Source organism: Segetibacter sp., from assembly GCF_025963695.1.
GTDB lineage: Bacteria > Bacteroidota > Bacteroidia > Chitinophagales > Chitinophagaceae > Segetibacter.
Genome location: NZ_JAOQAH010000085.1, coordinates 126128 through 143913 on the forward strand (window position 1 = coordinate 126128; position 17786 = coordinate 143913).

The window sequence follows — 17786 nt, forward strand, 5'->3', positions numbered from 1 at the left end:
GTGCCATTCTTTTTTCAATATAGAATCCTATGATATATTATAATTATGTAAAATATAAAAGGATTTAAATTAGAGCCCGAAAAGGTAGTGTGGAAATAACTGCACAAATGTTTAAACTCTGAAAAGGAAGATCTAAACAGATTAAAGAGCACTTTCCGGAAAATGGAAATTTAATGGATGAGTTGAAGAAAAATGCTTCAACTGCAACCCGAAGCTTTTTTCTTCTAACTGTTGTAGCAGTGTAAGCAACAGTTAACCGGGCTACAATGGAAAGATCAATCATTGAAGTAGAATAGACGCCTAAGTGGTATATAAGAAGCCATGGAACAACCATTAGTTCTTTTGTGCAGGAGGGCGTCGCTACATTCAACATAAAAACTCCACTGATCTTTTCTTAAATAGTGATTGCGAGCTTAAAGTAAGCTGCATATTTATAGTTGAACTAAAAAAAACAGTAAGTAATACGTTTTTACCCGTGGAGAAGTGCAAATAGATCCATCGCACTTTTACTGGTATACTTCGGAATAAGTAAAACAAAAAAGCATCCGGGTATTGGATGCTTTTTTTTTAATGACCGGTTAATTTTAAATAGAAACCTGTTCTGTTATTTCATCCATAGAGATTGAAGCATGACTTTCGTCATATATACATTCTCCATCTTTAATTAGCAATATTTGCGGGCTTTCATGAAATACACTAAAGGCAGTAGATATTTTATTGCTAATTCCACGGTGTGCAATAAGATCAAGAAAATAGAAATCAGCATTTTCAGGAGCGGAACTTCTTTCAAGTCTTCCTTTTGCCATAGAACTAATGCTGCAACGAGTACTATGTTTAAATATTACCTGAGGTCTTACCTTCGATTGTTCAATAATGCTATTTAACTGATCCTCACTTTTCAGTTCGATCCAATTCATAAATCCTGGTTTTTTATTTAAGCTAAATGAAACTATCCCTTGTAAAAATATCGCGGGTTATGAGAAGGGCAACTGCCTTGACGGCTAGAGGCGCAAGATGCAAACATACTAGCAAGTAGTATTACTGAAACAATTGCAACAAATGTCTTTTTCATAAAAATTTTATTAGACAATAAACGGTTATTTTGCACGGAATATTTCAAAGATAAAAAATTTAATGAAAGTTCATTTTATATCAATTGGCGGCAGTGTAATGCACCAGTTAGCGATTGCATTAAAAAGAAAAGGATACGAAGTAACGGGAACTGACGATGAAATTTTTGAACCGAGTAAAACAAACCTGGAAAAAGAAGGATTATTGCCTACGCAACCAGGTTGGAGTCCTGATTTGATTACATCTGACATTGAGGCTGTTATATTAGGAATGCATGCAAAAGCCGACAACCCTGAAATAGCAAAAGCGAGACAACTTGGACTAAAATTATATTCATTCCCCGAGTACATATATAAAGAAAGTATTTCAAAAAGAAGGGTAGTGGTTGGTGGAAGTCACGGAAAAACTACCACCACAAGTATGATAATGCACGTGTTAAATTATGCACAAAGGCAATTTGACTACCTGGTAGGTGCACGACTTGAAGGTTTCAATCAATCAGTTAATATAACCGATGCACCCATCATTATTTGCGAAGGAGATGAGTATCCGGCGAGCGTTATTGAAAAAAGACCAAAATTTCATTTTCTTTTTCCTCATGTGGCTATCATTACCGGCATTGCCTGGGATCATATAAATGTGTTTCCAACCTTTAAAAATTACCTCGAGCAGTTTAAGATTTTCATAAGTAAAATTCAGCCTGGAGGTATTTTAATTTATAATGAAACCGACACAGTCTTAAATCAGTTAGTCCTGGAAAATAAGAGAGACGATATTCATCTTCAGCCTTACGCAATTCCATCTCATACAATTACGAATGGAAAAACGACCGTTACTATCGAAGAAGCAAAGGGAGCATTGGAGGTATTTGGAAATCATAATCTACTTAACTTAAACGCTGCATGGTATGCTTGTAAACAGATTGACATTGACGCCTACACTTTCATAAATGCAATCAGTAGTTTTACGGGTGCCAGTAAACGACTCGAGAAAATTGCTGAAAATGACAATGCTATTGTTTATCGCGATTTCGCGCATGCACCAAGTAAAGTAAAAGCAACTATTGATGCAGTAAAACATCAATACCCTGAAAGGCAATTAGTAGCTGTTTTAGAGCTGCATACATTCAGCAGTTTAAACGAAGGATTCATGAGCGAATATGCCGGAGCACTGGAAAAGGCAGATATGGCTGCTGTCTTTTACTCACAACATGCACTTCAACTAAAAAGAATGCCTGACCTACCGAAAGAAGTAGTTGAACGCGGTTTCAAAAAAGAGGGGCTATTTGTAATTACAGATAAAAACGAATTGTTAGTTTGGCTTTCCAAACAGCAGTATAAAAATGCAAGTCTTGTATTAATGAGTAGTGGCAATTATGACGGCTTAGACATTAACAGTTTTGCTCAAAAGATAACTTCTGATAAGTAACTATTTATTCAGATTTTTGCAAAAAGGAATTTAATACCAGTTTGAATACATCTACATGAAATTAGAATTAAAAAGACCCATCGCATTTATTGATTTGGAAACAACCGGCACCAACCTGGCTACTGACAGGATTGTTGAAATTGCTGTGGTGAAAGTGGGCGTTGATGGAACCCGCCAAACTAAAAGAAGACTCGTTAATCCGCTAATGCCTATACCAAAAGCTTCGAGTGATATACATGGCATTACAGATGAAATGGTAAAAGATGCACCTTCATTTAAACAGGTAGCAAATGAAATAAAGCAATTTATTGACCAATGCGATCTGGGCGGCTATAACAGCAATCGTTTTGACATACCTATGTTAGTTGAAGAATTTTTAAGGTCGGGCCTGGAATTCTCAATTGATGGTAGAAAGCTGATAGATGTGCAGCGGGTTTTCCATATGATGGAACAAAGAACACTAAGCGCTGCTTATAAATTTTATTGCCAGAAAACTTTGGAAGGAGCTCATGGTGCAGAAGCTGATGCAGCCGCAACTGCGGAGATTTTGGAAGCCCAGATTGAAAGATACCCTGAAATTGGTGTAACACTGGAGTCCATTTGCAGTTTCTGCGGTGAAGAAGATATGGTTGATTTCGCCCGTCGATTTGTAAAGGTTGATTGTAAGGAAGTATTCAATTTTGGTAAACATAAAGGCCGGTGTGTGGAAGAGGTTTTAAAAGCTGAGCCACAATATTATGATTGGATGATGAAGGGCGATTTCCCTTTACACACAAAACAAAAACTTACAGAGATACTAAATCGTTCTTTGTTAAAGAAAGTTTAAGTGTATTTTAAAATTTAAGAATGCTTTCGTGGTAGAACATAATTTGTACTTTCGGTCATATCTAACTCCTGCTGTTATTTGGAAAAAATTGTAATCATACCAACGTATAATGAAAAGGAAAATATTGCTAATATTATCAAAGCAATTTTTTCGTTGCAGCAGGATTATCATGTACTAATTATTGATGATGGGTCACCCGATGGAACAGCGGATATTGTAAAAGACCTAATAGAAATTTACCGTGGTCAGCTTTTTCTGGAAGAGAGGTCCGGCAAGCAGGGCTTAGGCACTGCATATATCCACGGCTTTAAATGGAGTATTTCGAGAGGCTACAATTTTATCTTTGAAATGGATGCTGATTTTTCGCATCGTCCCACTGATCTTGAACGATTATTCAACGCTTGTAAATATGACGGCGCTGATGTAGCTATTGGTAGCCGTTATGTTCAAGGGGGAAAAATTGAAAATTGGCCCTGGGATAGAATGTTTTATTCTAAAGGAGGAGCTCTATATACCCAGCTGATTACATGGATGCCAATAAAAGATCCTACGGCAGGATTTGTTTGTTATAAAAAAGAAGTGCTGCAAAACATAAATTTTAAGCAGATCAAATTTGTGGGATATGCCTTTCAAATTGAAATGAAGTTTGCAGCATGGAAACTGAAGTTTAAAATAAAAGAAGTGCCTATTACCTTCACCGACCGAAAAGACGGTGCTTCAAAAATGAGTAAAGGAATTATTAAAGAAGGCGTATTAGGTGTTTTGAAAATTCAGTTCCGAAGCGTTTTTAAAGATTATCGTCGACGTGTTAGAAATTCATCTGAAGTTGCTATAGCTAACAACTTCAAAGTATAATAGAATATTTTACCCGGTCACCGAAATAGCTCTCGCATCACACCTTCCGACTTCAGTATCCCACTTTACACCTCCCTATTCCCCTATATTTGCCGGTCATGAAAAATGCTCTATATAAGCTGCATATAGCTGTATTTCTTTGGGGCTTTACCGGTGTTTTAGGAAGGCTGATTTCCCTTAATGAAGGCCTGCTTGTTTGGTATCGTCTTATTATTACTATAGCAACCTTGTATTTTTTAATGCGGGCAAAAAAGCAGTTGGAGTCGGTATCAAACAAGCAGCGCTGGCAGTTGTTCGGCATCGGTGGACTTCTTGCTTTCCATTGGTGCTTCTTTTATGGTAGCATTAAGTATTCTAATGTATCTATAGCCTTAACGTGCCTGTCTTCCACAGGATTATTTACAGCCCTTTTGGAACCTTTAATATCAAGAAAAAAGTTAGTTGTAACGGAAGTGCTATTAGGACTATTAGCGATTGTAGGCATCTATCTTATTTTTCATTTTGATCCCCAGTACAAAATAGGGATAATATTAGGTGTCGTTGCAGCTTTATTGACCTGTATATTTTCGGTGCTAAACAAAAGCCAGGTTTCGTATAATGCACCTAAAACCGTAATGCTATACGAGTTATGTGGTGGATTTTTATTGCTGACTATTTTATTGCCACTTTATCTCTATTTGCTGCCAACTGATCGTTGGGTTCCTGTAAAGGGAGACTACATCTGGCTACTCTTATTAAGTTGGGTTTGTACGATTGCAGCCATGGACCTCTCCTTACAAGCATTGCAAAAGGTTTCTGCTTTTACCCAAAATCTTACTCTAAATCTTGAGCCTGTTTACGGTATTGTGCTCGCCTTTGTTGTTTATAATGAGAATAAGTATTTAAGTAAATGGTTTTACTACGGTTTTGCACTTATACTTCTGGCAGTAATTCTGCAAATGCTACGCATAATTAAAAGCCGTAAGAGGTTGGTGAGTTATTAGACAAGTAGTAATAACAGAACACATGGTATAGTTTTTTACATTTGTGCCCGAACAGTAAAAATTAAGTGAGCAATGAAATTTGAAGACTTTTATCTTAAAGGTTACAATTGGACGGTGAGATATGGCCTGCGTGCAGTTGTTGCACTTCTACTGCTATTACTGGGCTTTTGGCTGATAGGAAAGATAAAAGGGCTGCTGCATAATTCCTTGACCAGAAGAAATGTTGACCCATCACTTCGTCCGTTCTTACTAAGCGTTTCTGTAATCTTTCTGCAAGGCTTACTTCTGCTTGCTGCAATGCAGGTAGTAGGCGTTCAGATGACCATCTTTGCTGCTTTTGTCGGAGCTTTTGGTGTCGCTACCGGTTTGGCTTTATCCGGTACGCTTCAAAATTTTACCAGTGGTGTTTTAATCCTTATTTTAAAACCATTTAGGGTAGGTGATAATATTATCGCCCAGGGACATGAAGGCATAGTACATTCTATAGAAATCTTCTACACCATTGTAACAACTTTCGATAATAGAACTGTTATTCTTCCAAACAGCAAATTGTCAAATGAAGTGATCGTAAACCTGAGCAGGGAAGGGATCAGGAGACTGGATGTAGAAATTAAACTGCCGTTTGCTATAGCTTTTGAACAAGTAAGAACAATACTGCAAAACACGATTCTTGAAAACAAAGAACTTTTAGAAGAACCTAAATTTCATATTGGTGTTTCGTCTGTTGATGCCGATGGATACAAGGTAATGGTAAATACCTGGGTAAAGCCAGAGGGATACCAGCAGATTAAGCTGCAATTGCAGCAAAAAATTTTGGAAGACGTTATTGCTGGCGGCATTAAGTTGGCGGGACTGTAGCAGTAAGTACAACATTATAAAGAAAAGCAAGTAAGATATTTTCTTGCATAGCTACTCATTCAATAGGTCCGGTCTTCTTTCTTTTGTTCTTTCGAGTGATTGGTCGGTTCTCCATTCATCCACTTTTTTAGGGTCACCTGCCAGTAATACATCCGGTACTTTCCAACCTTTAAATTCTGCCGGTCGGGTATAAACGGGAGGAGCTAACAAATCGTCCTGGAAAGAGTCAAAGAGGGCAGAGGTTTCATTACTTAAAACACCCGGTATCAATCTTCCAATGGCGTCTACCACTACTGCGGCGGCCAGTTCACCGCCACTCAGCACGTAATCTCCAATAGAAATTTCCATTGTCACATAATGTTGCCTTATTCTTTCATCAATTCCTTTGTAGTGGCCGCATATAATGAGAAGATTGTTTTTAAGCGATAAACGATTTGCAAGTTTTTGATTAAACTGACTCCCGTCCGGAGTCATATAAATTACCTCATCATATTTTTGATTTTCCTGCAGTTTGTCTATTGCATCTGCTAAGGGTTGGCACATCATCACCATGCCTGCCCCGCCGCCGAATTGGTAATCATCAACTTGTTTTTGTTTGCTTGTGCTGTAATCGCGCAGGTTAATAACGTTCACCTCAAACAGACCTTTCTCTTTCGCACGTTTTAAAATAGAATGGGAAAACGGGCTCTCTAATAGCCCGGGCACAACGGTTAAGATGTCAATTTTCATCTGGTAAAACTACTATAATATCATTCCGCTGCGACCTGGAATGTTACATACTGAAGAGCCTGGTAAATACTTTTCTTTTGCCCTGTTCTGCAGGAGCCCATTTTGCCCCTTCTTAAATTACTGTTTGCTGGCCTCATTTTGTTTTCTTTTACTTCGTTGCTAAATCAGCGTTAAGATTACTTTCAACGTGTTTTAGCCATCCTACAGCACCACCGGCAAACCTTGCTTCTTTGTCAAAGCTGCTGTAAATACTGCTGTTTATTATTTTTACTGTATACCAGTTTAAAAAAATAGCGGCGCAGGCAATGAATACAGCAGTTAAAAGGATAAAAAGCTCTTTTTTTCATGTTTCAATTTTATGCATCTTCAACAAAATCATCAAGGTCTCTTCTTTCTTTTTTTGTGGGACGACCAATTTTGCTAAGTCTTTTACCAGTATGAAACGATGTAGCCTGTGTTTTTATCGGCTCAAGCTCTTCTGATGGGGTAAGGTCTATGTAACATTTGGTCGCTTCTGCAAATTGAACCCTGTTTGCCAGAAGCCCTGTAACTTTGATGATCCACTTTCTTGCTTCGGTTTTTATTTCATATTCATCACCTACAGTAACAGCTTTCGATGCCTTTACTGAATCGCCTTTGAATTTTACCCGTCCTTTTTCGCAAGCTTCACTTGCAAGGCTGCGGGTTTTGAATACTCGTATTGCCCACAAGTATTTGTCTATTCGTAATTTTTCTTTAGTGTCTGACATTGTGCTATTAAGTAATTTGTAGATAAGCGCTTCTGTTTAAAAGTTGCTTAAAAGTAAAATTAATACCAGTTGCATGAAGTACTACAGTTAAAATGGAGCGTCGCAACCAAAGTTGCTACATGTTTAAAAGCTTGTACAAAAAAAACTCCCGACATTTTAATTTGCCGGGAGCTTGTATAGGATGAATAATTCTTAAGCCTTTTTTAGCTCAGCGAAATATTGATGAAAATATGGGATGGTTTCGATGCCTTTATAAAAATTGGCAAGGTTGAATTTTTCATTGGGACTATGCAAGTTATCACTGTCGAGACCAAAGCCTAAAAAAACAGTTTTGAGACCCAATATACTTTGAAAAAGGGAAGTGATAGGAATACTGCCACCACCCCTAACGGGGATAGGAGGCTTGCCAAACGTGGTTTCTATCGCTTTAGATGCAGCCTGGTATTCTAAACTATCAATAGGAGTTAAATAAGGATCGCCTCCATGATGTTCAGAAGCTTTGACTGTAACACTGGGTGGGGCAATAGCCTTAATATGATTAATTAGCAGTTCGGTCATTTTTGCACTGGTTTGATTAGGAACCAGGCGACAACTAATTTTGGCAAATGCCCTCGATGGCAAAACGGTTTTAGCACCTTCTTCTGTGTAACCACCCCAGATACCATTTACCTCAAGCGTGGGGCGGATGCCGGTTCTTTCATTTGTAGTATAGCCTTTCTCGCCCCATAATTCCTGTACACCCAAATCTTGTTTGTACTCCTCTTCTATATAAGGTGCTTTGGCCATTTCAGCCCGTTCTTGGCGGCTTGACTCCAGCACATCGTCATAAAAACCAGGAATGGTGATATGGTTGTTTTCATCATGTAAACTGGCTATCATTTTTGCAAGAATGGTTATCGGATTGGCAACAGCGCCGCCATATACACCACTGTGTAAATCACGATTTGGACCTGTAATTTCTACTTCGATATATGTGAGGCCGCGAACGCCTACATCTATACTGGGCGTTTGCAGACTAAGCATTGCGGTATCACTAATTAAAATAACATCAGCCTTCAACATGTCTTTCTTCTCCTGAATAAAAGTGGCGAGGTTAGGACTTCCTACTTCTTCTTCACCCTCTATTATAAATTTGACATTTGTTGATAGACTATTGGTTTTAACCATTGTTTCAAATGCTTTTATGTGCATGTAAAACTGTCCTTTGTCGTCACATGCGCCTCTTGCATAGATCTTTTCATCTTTGATGACCGGTTCAAAAGGTCCGCTGTGCCATAGATTTAATGGATCAGGAGGTTGTACGTCGTAGTGACCATACACCAGCACAGTAGGTTTGGACGGATCAATAATTTTTTCTCCATAAACAACAGGGTAGCCATTAGTTTCAAATATTTCTGCCTTAGCTGCACCTGCCTGCAATAATTTTTCTTTTACTGCGTTCGCACATTCTACCATGTCTGTCTTATGTTCACTTCTGGCGCTAACACTTGGTATACGAAGTAGCTCAAGTAATTCGTTTAAAAACCGATCTTTATTTTGCGATTGATACTCTTTCCAGGCTTGCATGACTCGATGTTATTTAAATCAGTAACAAATAAATCCGGAGCGAATATAGGGACTTAAAATAAAAGGATGCGAATGAACAAAAGCAGAAACGATATCTACAGGATAAATATTAAAACCTGTTGTCATTGAAAATTTTACCTTTAGTTTTCTCGTTATCAATAACAAATACGTTTTTGCTTTTCGGTAAGATTGAATTAAATTCTTAAGAAATAATCCAAAAGTTTAAAAAGAAAACTATGAAAAAAGCACTTTTGCCGATATACTTTGCAGCGGCAACAATACTATTATCAGCTTGTAAAAAAGAAAGTATTGGCGATCCTCCTCCCGATAATTTCGGGCCTTTAACTACCGGAACTAATTGGACTTATAAGTATACTGAAGGAACAACTTCTACCAACTTTAAGTTGACTGTTACCAATCGAGATACAGTCGCAAATGGTAGAACATATAGAGCTGTAACGAGTTCGGATGGTTCGACTACTTATATGGGCAAGGTTGGTAGTGATTATTACAGGTTTGCTTCTTTTCCGGGAATAGGAGTTAACAGTTTTGAAGAGCTTTATTTAAAGGATAATAAGGCTGTTAATGAGACCTGGACGGGTACTGCTTCTTTTAAATACTTAGGTACAGATCTTACGGCAAATTTAAATTATACACTAAAAGGGAAAGGTGAAAGTCGCACCGTAAATGGAAAAGCGTTTAATAATGTAACTCGTGTGCGGCTAGACATTTCCATATTTGGAACGGTTGTCGGAGGAGGGGATTTTTATTACCAGGAGGGTGTTGGATTAATAGAAGATATAATCCTGATAACCGTGCCTGGCGCACAAGCTTATACTTCTAAACAAGAGGTGGTTTCTTACGAGATAAAGTGAGGGTAAAAAATAAACCTATGTATAACCTGCTAAACACAAAGCGGTAGAAGAATTTTGTTAAGCATATTTTAATCATGTGTCGTAAAAATTCGTCAACCTTTTTTTGGCAATATCAGTTATGTTATTACATTTGCTCTACGATTGAGCGGTTTGCCATCCATCAGCCTTTGCCGGTTTTTCTCGTACGCGAGAGGGGTCTGCAGAGGCTGAGCCAATTTATACCGCATCCTTTTTTAAGCGGTGCATTTGATTGGTAAGAAGGTTATCGAGTGTCCATTCTACTTTATGTTCAAAGGCATGCTGCCTTACCGGGCAGGAAAATTTGTCGCACAAGGGGCAGCTAAATGCAAGGCAACCATCAGTATGCACAAAAAATTCGATAGCAGTTCCAAATTCTTCTGTAATTAAACTCATCAACGTATCAATTTCACTCTGCGCTTCGTGCACATTTAAGTACCAGGGAACCGTTAGGTGACAATCGATGTGAAGGTGACTACCGTATTTTATTATGCGGAAATTATGAAGGTCTATCCAGTTAACACGCCTGTTTTTATTGAGGAAGTCCACAATCTCCTGCAGGAGTTGCATATCCTGCTCATCCATGATCCCGGCAAGCGACTCTCTTATGATCTTATACCCGTTATAGATAATGTAAGCAGCCATTAAAACTGCAATTGCTTTGTCTAGCCAGTACAACCGGGTAACAACCATTAGCAGTAATCCTACAATAATGGCAAGGGTAGACCACGTGTCAGTTTGTAAGTGACGGCCACTGGCCTGCAATGCGAGAGAATGATTTCTTTTACCAATTTTAAGGCAAACAACTCCGGCGCAATAATTTACAATGGCAGTAGCTCCAACCATTATTAAACCTGCGTCAAGCTTGCCTATTTGGTTTGGTGTGATGAAATGAATAGCGGTTTGATACAATATCACAACTCCTGCTGCAACGATTAAGGTTCCCTCTACGGCGGCTGATACAAATTCGGCCTTTCCATGGCCGTAGGGGTGTTCTTCATCTTTTGGTTTTGCTGCTACAAAAAGGCTGTATAGACCTATGCCTCCCGCAATTACATTAACAATGCTTTCTAACGCATCGGTTAAAATAGCAAGTGAATTAGTAAGGTGGTAGGCTACTACTTTGGCCATAAGAAGCACAACCGATAAAGCAGTGATCCACTTTTGAACTTTTAAATTATAACTCGCAGATTGCAAATGCAGATACTTTTAAAATTGATTAATTCTATTATACAACAAAATGTAATTCTGAAAAACTACATAAAGGAGGATAAAGGTTGATACAAATTGAAATTGAAGTAAAAAAGCACTGCGAAAGTAGCAGTGCTTTTTTACTTCAATTAATTCAATTTTAGTTTTTTTTCGTTAAAACCGTTAAAGGCGCTTCGGTTTTATTCTTTTTTAAGTGTCTTATGATAAGAAGCTGAATATAGAAACGGAAAGTTGCAGTGTGCGACGCAACAATGCTGAATAAATTTGCCCGGCTCAGTCCAAAATTATTTTATAGCAGTATCAAAGCGGTCGCTAACAAATGACCAATTAACAACGTTCCACCAATTAGTAATATAATCGGGTCTTTTGTTTTGATACTTGAGATAGTAGGCGTGCTCCCATACATCCAGTCCTAATAAGGGCATTCCTTTTAAATCGCTAACGTCCATTAAAGGATTATCCTGGTTAGGAGTTGACCCTATTTTTAATTTGTTGTCGGGCGTTATTACAAGCCATGCCCAACCACTGCCAAAGCGATTTTTACCGGCATCGCTAAACTGGGTTGTAAAAGCTTCGTACGATCCAAAATCTCTTGTAATAGCAGACGTTAAACCCTTGTTCGGTTTTGCACTTTGCCTGGGGCCCATAATTTTCCAAAACAGTTCGTGATTGTAGTGCCCGCCGGCATTATTACGCATTTTTGGAGTGTATTTTGAAATATTGCCTAGTAAAGTTTCGAGACTTGTATTAGCTGAACTGACACCTTCCGCGACAGTTGCTTCTGCCAGGTTTTTAGCATAGGTAGCTGCGTGTTTTGAATAATGAATTTCCATTGTCGTTGCGTCAATGAAAGGTTCGAGGGCATTATAGGTATAAGGTAATGGTTGTTGAGTATAAGGTATAGGAGGTAAATTTTTAGTCATTGCGTGTGCAGGGTTGCAAGAAAATACCGAAGGTAACACAGTGGCGGAAAGACCAAGGGCAATACCAGCCTTGCCGGATTTTTCAATGAAATTTCGCCTGGATAACTGCTCTTTTTTCATACTATAATTTAGGTTTTAACTCTTTTATTATTAAAATTAGATAAAATAACCCGAAGCTTTTTGAAGGAGCGGTAATAATACTCCTGGTTAAATAGTTGCGAATCCTTCATGGCTTTATAGGTAAGGAAAAAACTTATAGGAATTAATACAAAAGTAGAAAGCCACATTCCCTGAAACGGAGACAAAACGTTGCCTTTTACAAATTTTTCACCAAAAGTATTTAGGAGATGAAATAAAACGAAGAAGATAACTGCAAAAACCAAAGGAGTACCCAATCCGCCTTTCCTGATAATTGAGCCAAGCGGCGCTCCAATTAAGAATAATATAACGCATGCAAAAGCTAAGGTAAATTTCCGCTGTAACTCTATTTCATGATACTTAATATCTTTTTGCTTAGTATCATAGTCAGATGCAATTAAGTCGATGTTAGACCTTGCAGAACTAATTTGCGTGTGTGCTCTATCTTTTACTGATGTCTTTGCAGAGTCAGCTATAAGGTCATCTATACTTTTTATAACAGGTAAAGTTTTAGGATCAATGTTGGCCAAACCTGTATCAGCAAACCTTGGAAAAGTAAAGTAAACAGAGACTTCGTTTTGGGCCCTTTTCTCGTACAACAAGCCTGTGTTTTTAAGAGAGTCTATCGTTTTACTTAGCTGTCTTACACTCAGCATTTTGTAATTGTCCCTAAAAGCACTGTCGGAGGTTTTATTCATCTGAAAACTACTGAGATCTAAGATTTTTTTATATTCTTTAAATCCAACCCTTGTAAATTGGGTATTGGTAGTGAGTCGGTTCCCTTTTTCTTCGTAGCGCCAACCGTTCTTTAAATCAAATTCCAACTTGTTTCCCGGGGCCACTTTCATTACACCACTTTCTGCCACCAGGCTGTAATCCTGCAAACCGTAATTCTTTTCATAAATAATTACATCCTTAATAGTATTTCCATCTTTCGATTTTTTGCCTATTTTAATTACATATCCTTCTATCTTATCATAGAAAACACCTTCCTTGATGTCAAAAGCGGGTTTCGATACAATTATATCGTACTTCAAAGTATTCAGCTTCAACACTGCAACAGGCATGATGTTGTTTGCAAACAAAAAAGAGATACCTGCTATAAATACTGAAACAATAAACAGAGGCTGCATAAAACGAAGCAAAGGAATACCTGCCGATTTAATTGCAACTAACTCAAAACTTTCTCCAAGGTTGCCAAAGGTCATTATTGATGAAAGCAATAATGCAAGAGGCAACGCCAACGGTACCCAGTTTATGGCAACCAAGCCTGTAAGATGTGCAAGTGTTCCTAAATCTAATCCCTTTCCTACCAGGTCATCTATATAAAGCCAGAAGAATTGCATTACCAATACGAACAAGGCGATAAAGAAAGTGGCAAAAAAAGGCCCTATAAACGCTTTTATAATTAATGTATCAAGTTTTTTAATCACTTTGCCTGGTTTTAGAACCTTTGAGTAGGGGCAAATTTAGTGTTTTACAAAGACGCCCACCTGCCGCCAGGTTATTGACAATGTTTATTAACACATGTTTCATTTATATTTATCCTGCTATGATTGATTCGCTTAGTGAATACGAAATGAAACTGGTGCAGGATGCTGACTTGCTATTGACCAAGAACAAGATTATACAAAAGGTTTACGAGGTATTTGGAAAACTATCCGAATTCTATAAACAGTCATCTTCGAACAAGAACCTGCCAGTTGTAAATGCAATAAGCGCTAAAATTTCGCGGGGCGAAAATTATAAGGGTTTGCCTTATGTTATTTTAGATTATCCGCGTCATTTTGGAAAGGTTGATGTATTTGCCGTAAGAACTTTTTTTTGGTGGGGTAATTTTTTTAGTATCACTCTACATTTAAGCGGACAATACAAGAGCGACTACATTGCCGCCGTTAAAAGTGCGATGAACCAAAATTTATTTGAGGGTTGGTTTGTTAGTTGTGGTGACGATCCGTGGCAACATCATTTTGAAAGAGACAATTATACACCGCTACAACTGGAGAAAGGGTGCGATTTTGAAGGCTCTTCTTATTTAAAGCTGGCAAAAAAAATCCCACTTGATAAGTGGGATGAAGTGGAACGTTTTTGTGAAAGTAACTTCAGCTTTCTAATGGAAGTCTTAGGTTCTTAAGCGCCAATTCTATGAAACAAATCTTTAATCTGGTACTCCCATAATTGTGTCTGGTCTTTGATTTCTTTTTTTTCTGCAAAATCTTTAATTATCAGTATGGTTTGATTTGTTACTTCAGATTTCTCAATTTCAAATTCGAAATACTCTTCTTTAGGAGCATCTACCCAATGAAACCTCACAGATTTATTTTCTGTCATGTCTACTAACTGCGCCTTTTCTGTCGAATCATTCCAGGTGAAAGTGAAGACGTGTTCTTTGTTCTCATCAACTTTATCAGCAAACCATTCACCAAGGCCAGCAGGAGTAGATAAGAATTCAAATAGAATACTCGGCGAACATCTTACCGGGTATTCCAACGTGTACAATTGTTTTTTGCTCATAATAATCTATTGTCGTAGAAACGAAAGTTTGCAATAATATTAAATTAATAATAGAGGCAAAACATTTTTTTAAATTGCATGGTTTTTTATTGCAGTTGAAACTTTTAAAATACCGTTTATATGTTGTGGGCAACCATTAAAATTATTTAATTGAATGATGTTCTAACAACGTCTATTATTTTTTTTTGTTACGTAAAACCTTCTTACTTTGCTGGTAAGAAATCTCCCCCCAATTACTTCACCCGTAAAATCATTATTACCTATTTAGTTACCCTAAAACAAAAGCATTATGAGTATGCGTCAACTTAAGATCACGAAATCAATTACGAACCGTGAATCTCAAAGTCTTGAAAAGTATCTTCAGGAAATTGGAAAAGTAGAACTCATAGCACCGGAAGAAGAAGTAGCATTGGCAATTAAAATTAAGGAAGGAGATCAAAAGGCACTTGAAAGATTAACAAAAGCAAATCTAAGGTTTGTGGTTTCAGTGGCAAAGCAGTACCAAAACCAGGGTCTTACGCTACCGGATCTGATCAACGAAGGCAATCTTGGCCTCATTAAAGCCGCACAACGTTTCGATGAAACAAGGGGTTTTAAATTTATTTCTTATGCAGTATGGTGGATCCGCCAAAGTATTCTTCAGGCATTGGCCGAGCAAAGCCGAATTGTAAGGCTACCCCTAAATAAAGTAGGTCTTACAAATCGTATTAGCAAGGCATATCAAATGCTGGAACAGGAATTTGAACGTGAACCAACTGCGGAAGAATTAGCGGAGTTACTTGAAATTACGGCTGAGGAAGTAACAACGACGCTGCAAATGGGTATCCGGCATGTCAGTGTAGATAGTCCTTTATCTGACGGTGAAGACAATACACTTATTGATGTATTAGTAAATTCAAATGCAGACCAGGCGGATGAGCAACTTGTACATGGCGAGTCTTTAAAAATGGAGATTGACCGTTCTTTAAAAGCTCTTACCGAGAGGCAAAAAAATGTTATTTGCTTTTTCTATGGCATTGGTGTCGATCATCCATTGAGCCTTGAGGACATTGGAGAGCGCTATTCACTTACCCGCGAAAGAGTTCGCCAAATAAAAGATAAGGCCATAACCAAGCTTCGTACAACATCAAGATGTAAAGAACTTCGGGTATACTTAGGGTAATTGGTAAAAATATTTTGAAATATTGGGTCACGTGTATCTCTTTTCAAACATTGTTGTGTCACTCCCTTTTACAGGTAACTCTTTATTGGGCTTTTTTTATAGGTTATTAAAATAGACCAGTGCTTTACTAATTCAATTATTATACATATTACTACAGCAAGTATATTTGCACTTAAATAAGTGAACATTTTTTGTTCACTTATTTTCATTTATAAATGATTATAATAAATCTTTGACGATATGTTTGAAAGTTTAAGTGAACGGCTTGAGGGTGCCTTTAAAAACCTAAAAGGTGAAGCCAAAATAACGGAACTGAATATTGCTGCTACGGTTAAAGAAATTCGTAGGGCTTTGGTTGATGCTGACGTCAACTATAAAATAGCCAAAGAATTTACTGATAAGGTAAAAGAAATTGCCTTGGGTACTAAGGTAATTAATGCTGTAAGCCCGGGCCAATTGATGACCAAGATTGTAAAGGATGAATTGGCCAGTTTAATGGGCGGAACCGAAAGCGCATTTAATATTACCGGCAATCCTGCAATTATTTTGATTGCCGGTTTACAGGGTAGTGGTAAAACAACATTTAGCGGTAAGTTGGCTAACTACCTAAAAAGCAAAGGAAAAAATCCGTTGCTTGTTGCAGCAGACATTTATCGCCCGGCAGCTATTGATCAGTTAATGGTTTTAGGTGGGCAGGTAGGAGTTGAAGTGTATAGTGAAAGAGAAAATAAGAACGCAGTTGAGATAGTACAAAATGCTATTAAGGAAGCCCGATCTAAAAATAAAAACGTTGTAATTATAGATACAGCCGGTCGTCTCGCTGTAGATGAGGTGATGATGACCGAGGTTGCAAACATTAAATCTGCAGTAAACCCGCATGAAATATTATTTGTAGTAGATAGTATGACCGGGCAGGATGCAGTGAACACGGCTAAGGCATTTAACGAAAGACTAGATTTTAGCGGGGTAGTGCTTACAAAACTGGACGGCGATACTAGGGGCGGTGCTGCTCTATCAATTAAGTACACCGTGGAAAAGCCTATAAAATTTGTAAGCAGTGGCGAAAAGTTAGATACGCTTGATGTATTCTATCCCGAGCGTATGGCCCAGCGGATACTAGGGATGGGTGATATAACTACATTGGTAGAAAAAGCACAGGCACAGTACGATGAAGTTGAAGCAAAGAGATTGGAAAAGAAAATCCGTAAAAATCAATTTGATTTTCAGGATTTCCTTGATCAGCTACAGCAGATCAAGAAAATGGGTAACCTTAAAGATCTGATGGCTATGATTCCAGGAGTTGGAAAAGCGATTAAAGATGTTGATATCAGTGACGACGCCTTTAAAGGAATCGAAGCAATCATTAAAAGCATGACTCCTTTCGAAAGAAGTAATCCTGATGAGATCAATCAAAGTCGTAAGCTAAGAATTGCAAAAGGTTCCGGTAAAGACATGACCGAGGTAAATGCGTTTATGAAGCAATTTGACCAAATGCGTGACATGATGAAAATGATGAACAAAATGCCAATGGGCATGGGCAAAATGCCGGGCATGAGAAGGTAGATAAATCGTTGAGCAAATTTGTTAATTCCTACTCAAAAAGCCAATCAGTGATAAACTGATTGGCTTTTTGAGTAGGAATTAAGATCAATAATTCGATGTTGCCAGGTACTCATAAAACCCCTTAACAATAAACAATTTATTTCTTAGGCAACTTAACCTCATAGCTTTTACCGGGATTTACCTTCAGCGAACGATCCCGCATCCACGGGTTTAAAAGTTTTAACATCTTGTAATTGGTGCCATTTTGTAAAGCCCAGGTAGCAAGATTAGGAATGGTGGACGAAACAGTCACAGACCGAGTTTCAATTGGTTGGTA

Annotated in this window: 18 protein-coding genes; 9 read left to right on the forward strand and 9 right to left on the reverse strand. The window is 37.9% G+C overall.

Annotated elements, in window-relative coordinates:
- Positions 1-584: 584 nt before the first annotated feature.
- Entirely contained in the window at positions 585-917 is a 333-nt protein-coding gene (gene ytxJ, locus JWR87_RS15035; protein WP_297821557.1) for a bacillithiol system redox-active protein YtxJ, read from the reverse strand.
- 217 nt (positions 918-1134) lie between these two features.
- Between ytxJ and JWR87_RS15040 the strand changes: the two genes are divergently transcribed.
- The 5 genes from JWR87_RS15040 to JWR87_RS15060 all read left to right on the forward strand — a co-directional run bounded on the left by JWR87_RS15040 (position 1135) and on the right by JWR87_RS15060 (position 6021).
- Positions 1135-2499, forward strand: a complete 1365-nt coding sequence (locus tag JWR87_RS15040; protein WP_297821559.1) for a Mur ligase family protein — start codon at positions 1135-1137, stop codon at positions 2497-2499.
- 55 nt (positions 2500-2554) lie between these two features.
- The gene (locus JWR87_RS15045; RefSeq protein ID WP_297821561.1) at positions 2555-3325 is read left to right on the forward strand and encodes a 3'-5' exonuclease; all 771 of its coding nucleotides are present in this window, start codon (positions 2555-2557) and stop codon (positions 3323-3325) included.
- A 78-nt stretch (positions 3326-3403) separates the two neighbouring features.
- Positions 3404-4180, forward strand: coding sequence for a polyprenol monophosphomannose synthase (locus JWR87_RS15050; protein WP_297821563.1), 777 nt, complete (start codon positions 3404-3406; stop codon positions 4178-4180).
- A 98-nt stretch (positions 4181-4278) separates the two neighbouring features.
- On the forward strand, positions 4279-5163 hold the full coding sequence (locus tag JWR87_RS15055) for a DMT family transporter (protein WP_297821565.1): 885 nt from the start codon (positions 4279-4281) through the stop codon (positions 5161-5163).
- A 72-nt stretch (positions 5164-5235) separates the two neighbouring features.
- Entirely contained in the window at positions 5236-6021 is a 786-nt protein-coding gene (locus JWR87_RS15060) for a mechanosensitive ion channel domain-containing protein (protein ID WP_297821567.1), read from the forward strand.
- A gap of 51 nt (positions 6022-6072) precedes the next feature.
- Here JWR87_RS15060 and trmD read toward each other — a convergent pair whose 3' ends face one another.
- The 3 genes from trmD to JWR87_RS15075 all read right to left on the reverse strand — a co-directional run bounded on the left by trmD (position 6073) and on the right by JWR87_RS15075 (position 9065).
- A complete protein-coding gene (gene trmD / locus JWR87_RS15065) occupies positions 6073-6750 on the reverse strand; it encodes a tRNA (guanosine(37)-N1)-methyltransferase TrmD (protein ID WP_297821570.1) in 678 nt (225 codons plus the stop codon).
- 356 nt (positions 6751-7106) lie between these two features.
- Positions 7107-7499 carry an RNA-binding S4 domain-containing protein gene (locus JWR87_RS15070; RefSeq protein ID WP_297821572.1) on the reverse strand — a complete coding sequence of 131 codons (393 nt, stop codon included), beginning with the start codon at positions 7497-7499 and terminating at the stop codon, positions 7107-7109.
- Between the two features lie 192 nt (positions 7500-7691).
- Complete coding sequence (locus tag JWR87_RS15075) at positions 7692-9065, reverse strand: dipeptidase (RefSeq protein ID WP_297821574.1); 1374 nt, start codon at positions 9063-9065, stop codon at positions 7692-7694.
- Positions 9066-9301: 236 nt separating this feature from the next.
- Here JWR87_RS15075 and JWR87_RS15080 point away from each other — a divergent pair, with 236 nt between their 5' ends.
- A complete protein-coding gene (locus JWR87_RS15080; protein ID WP_297821576.1) occupies positions 9302-9940 on the forward strand; it encodes a hypothetical protein in 639 nt (212 codons plus the stop codon).
- Positions 9941-10156: 216 nt separating this feature from the next.
- Here the strand turns inward: JWR87_RS15080 and JWR87_RS15085 are convergent, their stop codons facing one another.
- The 3 genes from JWR87_RS15085 to JWR87_RS15095 all read right to left on the reverse strand — a co-directional run bounded on the left by JWR87_RS15085 (position 10157) and on the right by JWR87_RS15095 (position 13664).
- A complete protein-coding gene (locus tag JWR87_RS15085) occupies positions 10157-11155 on the reverse strand; it encodes a cation diffusion facilitator family transporter (protein ID WP_297821578.1) in 999 nt (332 codons plus the stop codon).
- Positions 11156-11454: 299 nt separating this feature from the next.
- Positions 11455-12213, reverse strand: coding sequence for a superoxide dismutase (locus tag JWR87_RS15090; protein ID WP_297821580.1), 759 nt, complete (start codon positions 12211-12213; stop codon positions 11455-11457).
- Positions 12214-12221: 8 nt separating this feature from the next.
- On the reverse strand, positions 12222-13664 hold the full coding sequence (locus tag JWR87_RS15095) for an LptF/LptG family permease (RefSeq protein ID WP_297821582.1): 1443 nt from the start codon (positions 13662-13664) through the stop codon (positions 12222-12224).
- A 119-nt stretch (positions 13665-13783) separates the two neighbouring features.
- Between JWR87_RS15095 and JWR87_RS15100 the strand changes: the two genes are divergently transcribed.
- Positions 13784-14365, forward strand: coding sequence for a hypothetical protein (locus tag JWR87_RS15100; RefSeq protein WP_297821584.1), 582 nt, complete (start codon positions 13784-13786; stop codon positions 14363-14365).
- Here JWR87_RS15100 and JWR87_RS15105 read toward each other — a convergent pair.
- Complete coding sequence (locus tag JWR87_RS15105; RefSeq protein ID WP_297821586.1) at positions 14362-14745, reverse strand: START-like domain-containing protein; 384 nt, start codon at positions 14743-14745, stop codon at positions 14362-14364. The two genes, JWR87_RS15100 and JWR87_RS15105, sit on opposite strands and share 4 nt — an antisense overlap.
- A 295-nt stretch (positions 14746-15040) precedes the next feature.
- Between JWR87_RS15105 and JWR87_RS15110 the strand changes: the two genes are divergently transcribed.
- On the forward strand, positions 15041-15907 hold the full coding sequence (locus tag JWR87_RS15110; protein WP_297821588.1) for an RNA polymerase sigma factor RpoD/SigA: 867 nt from the start codon (positions 15041-15043) through the stop codon (positions 15905-15907).
- 240 nt (positions 15908-16147) lie between these two features.
- Positions 16148-17470, forward strand: coding sequence for a signal recognition particle protein (gene ffh / locus JWR87_RS15115; protein WP_297821590.1), 1323 nt, complete (start codon positions 16148-16150; stop codon positions 17468-17470).
- Between the two features lie 136 nt (positions 17471-17606).
- On the opposite strand, the gene JWR87_RS15120 is transcribed toward ffh, so the two are convergent.
- Positions 17607-17786: hypothetical protein (locus JWR87_RS15120; RefSeq protein WP_297821592.1), on the reverse strand; the 180-nt coding region annotated here is incomplete at its 5' end.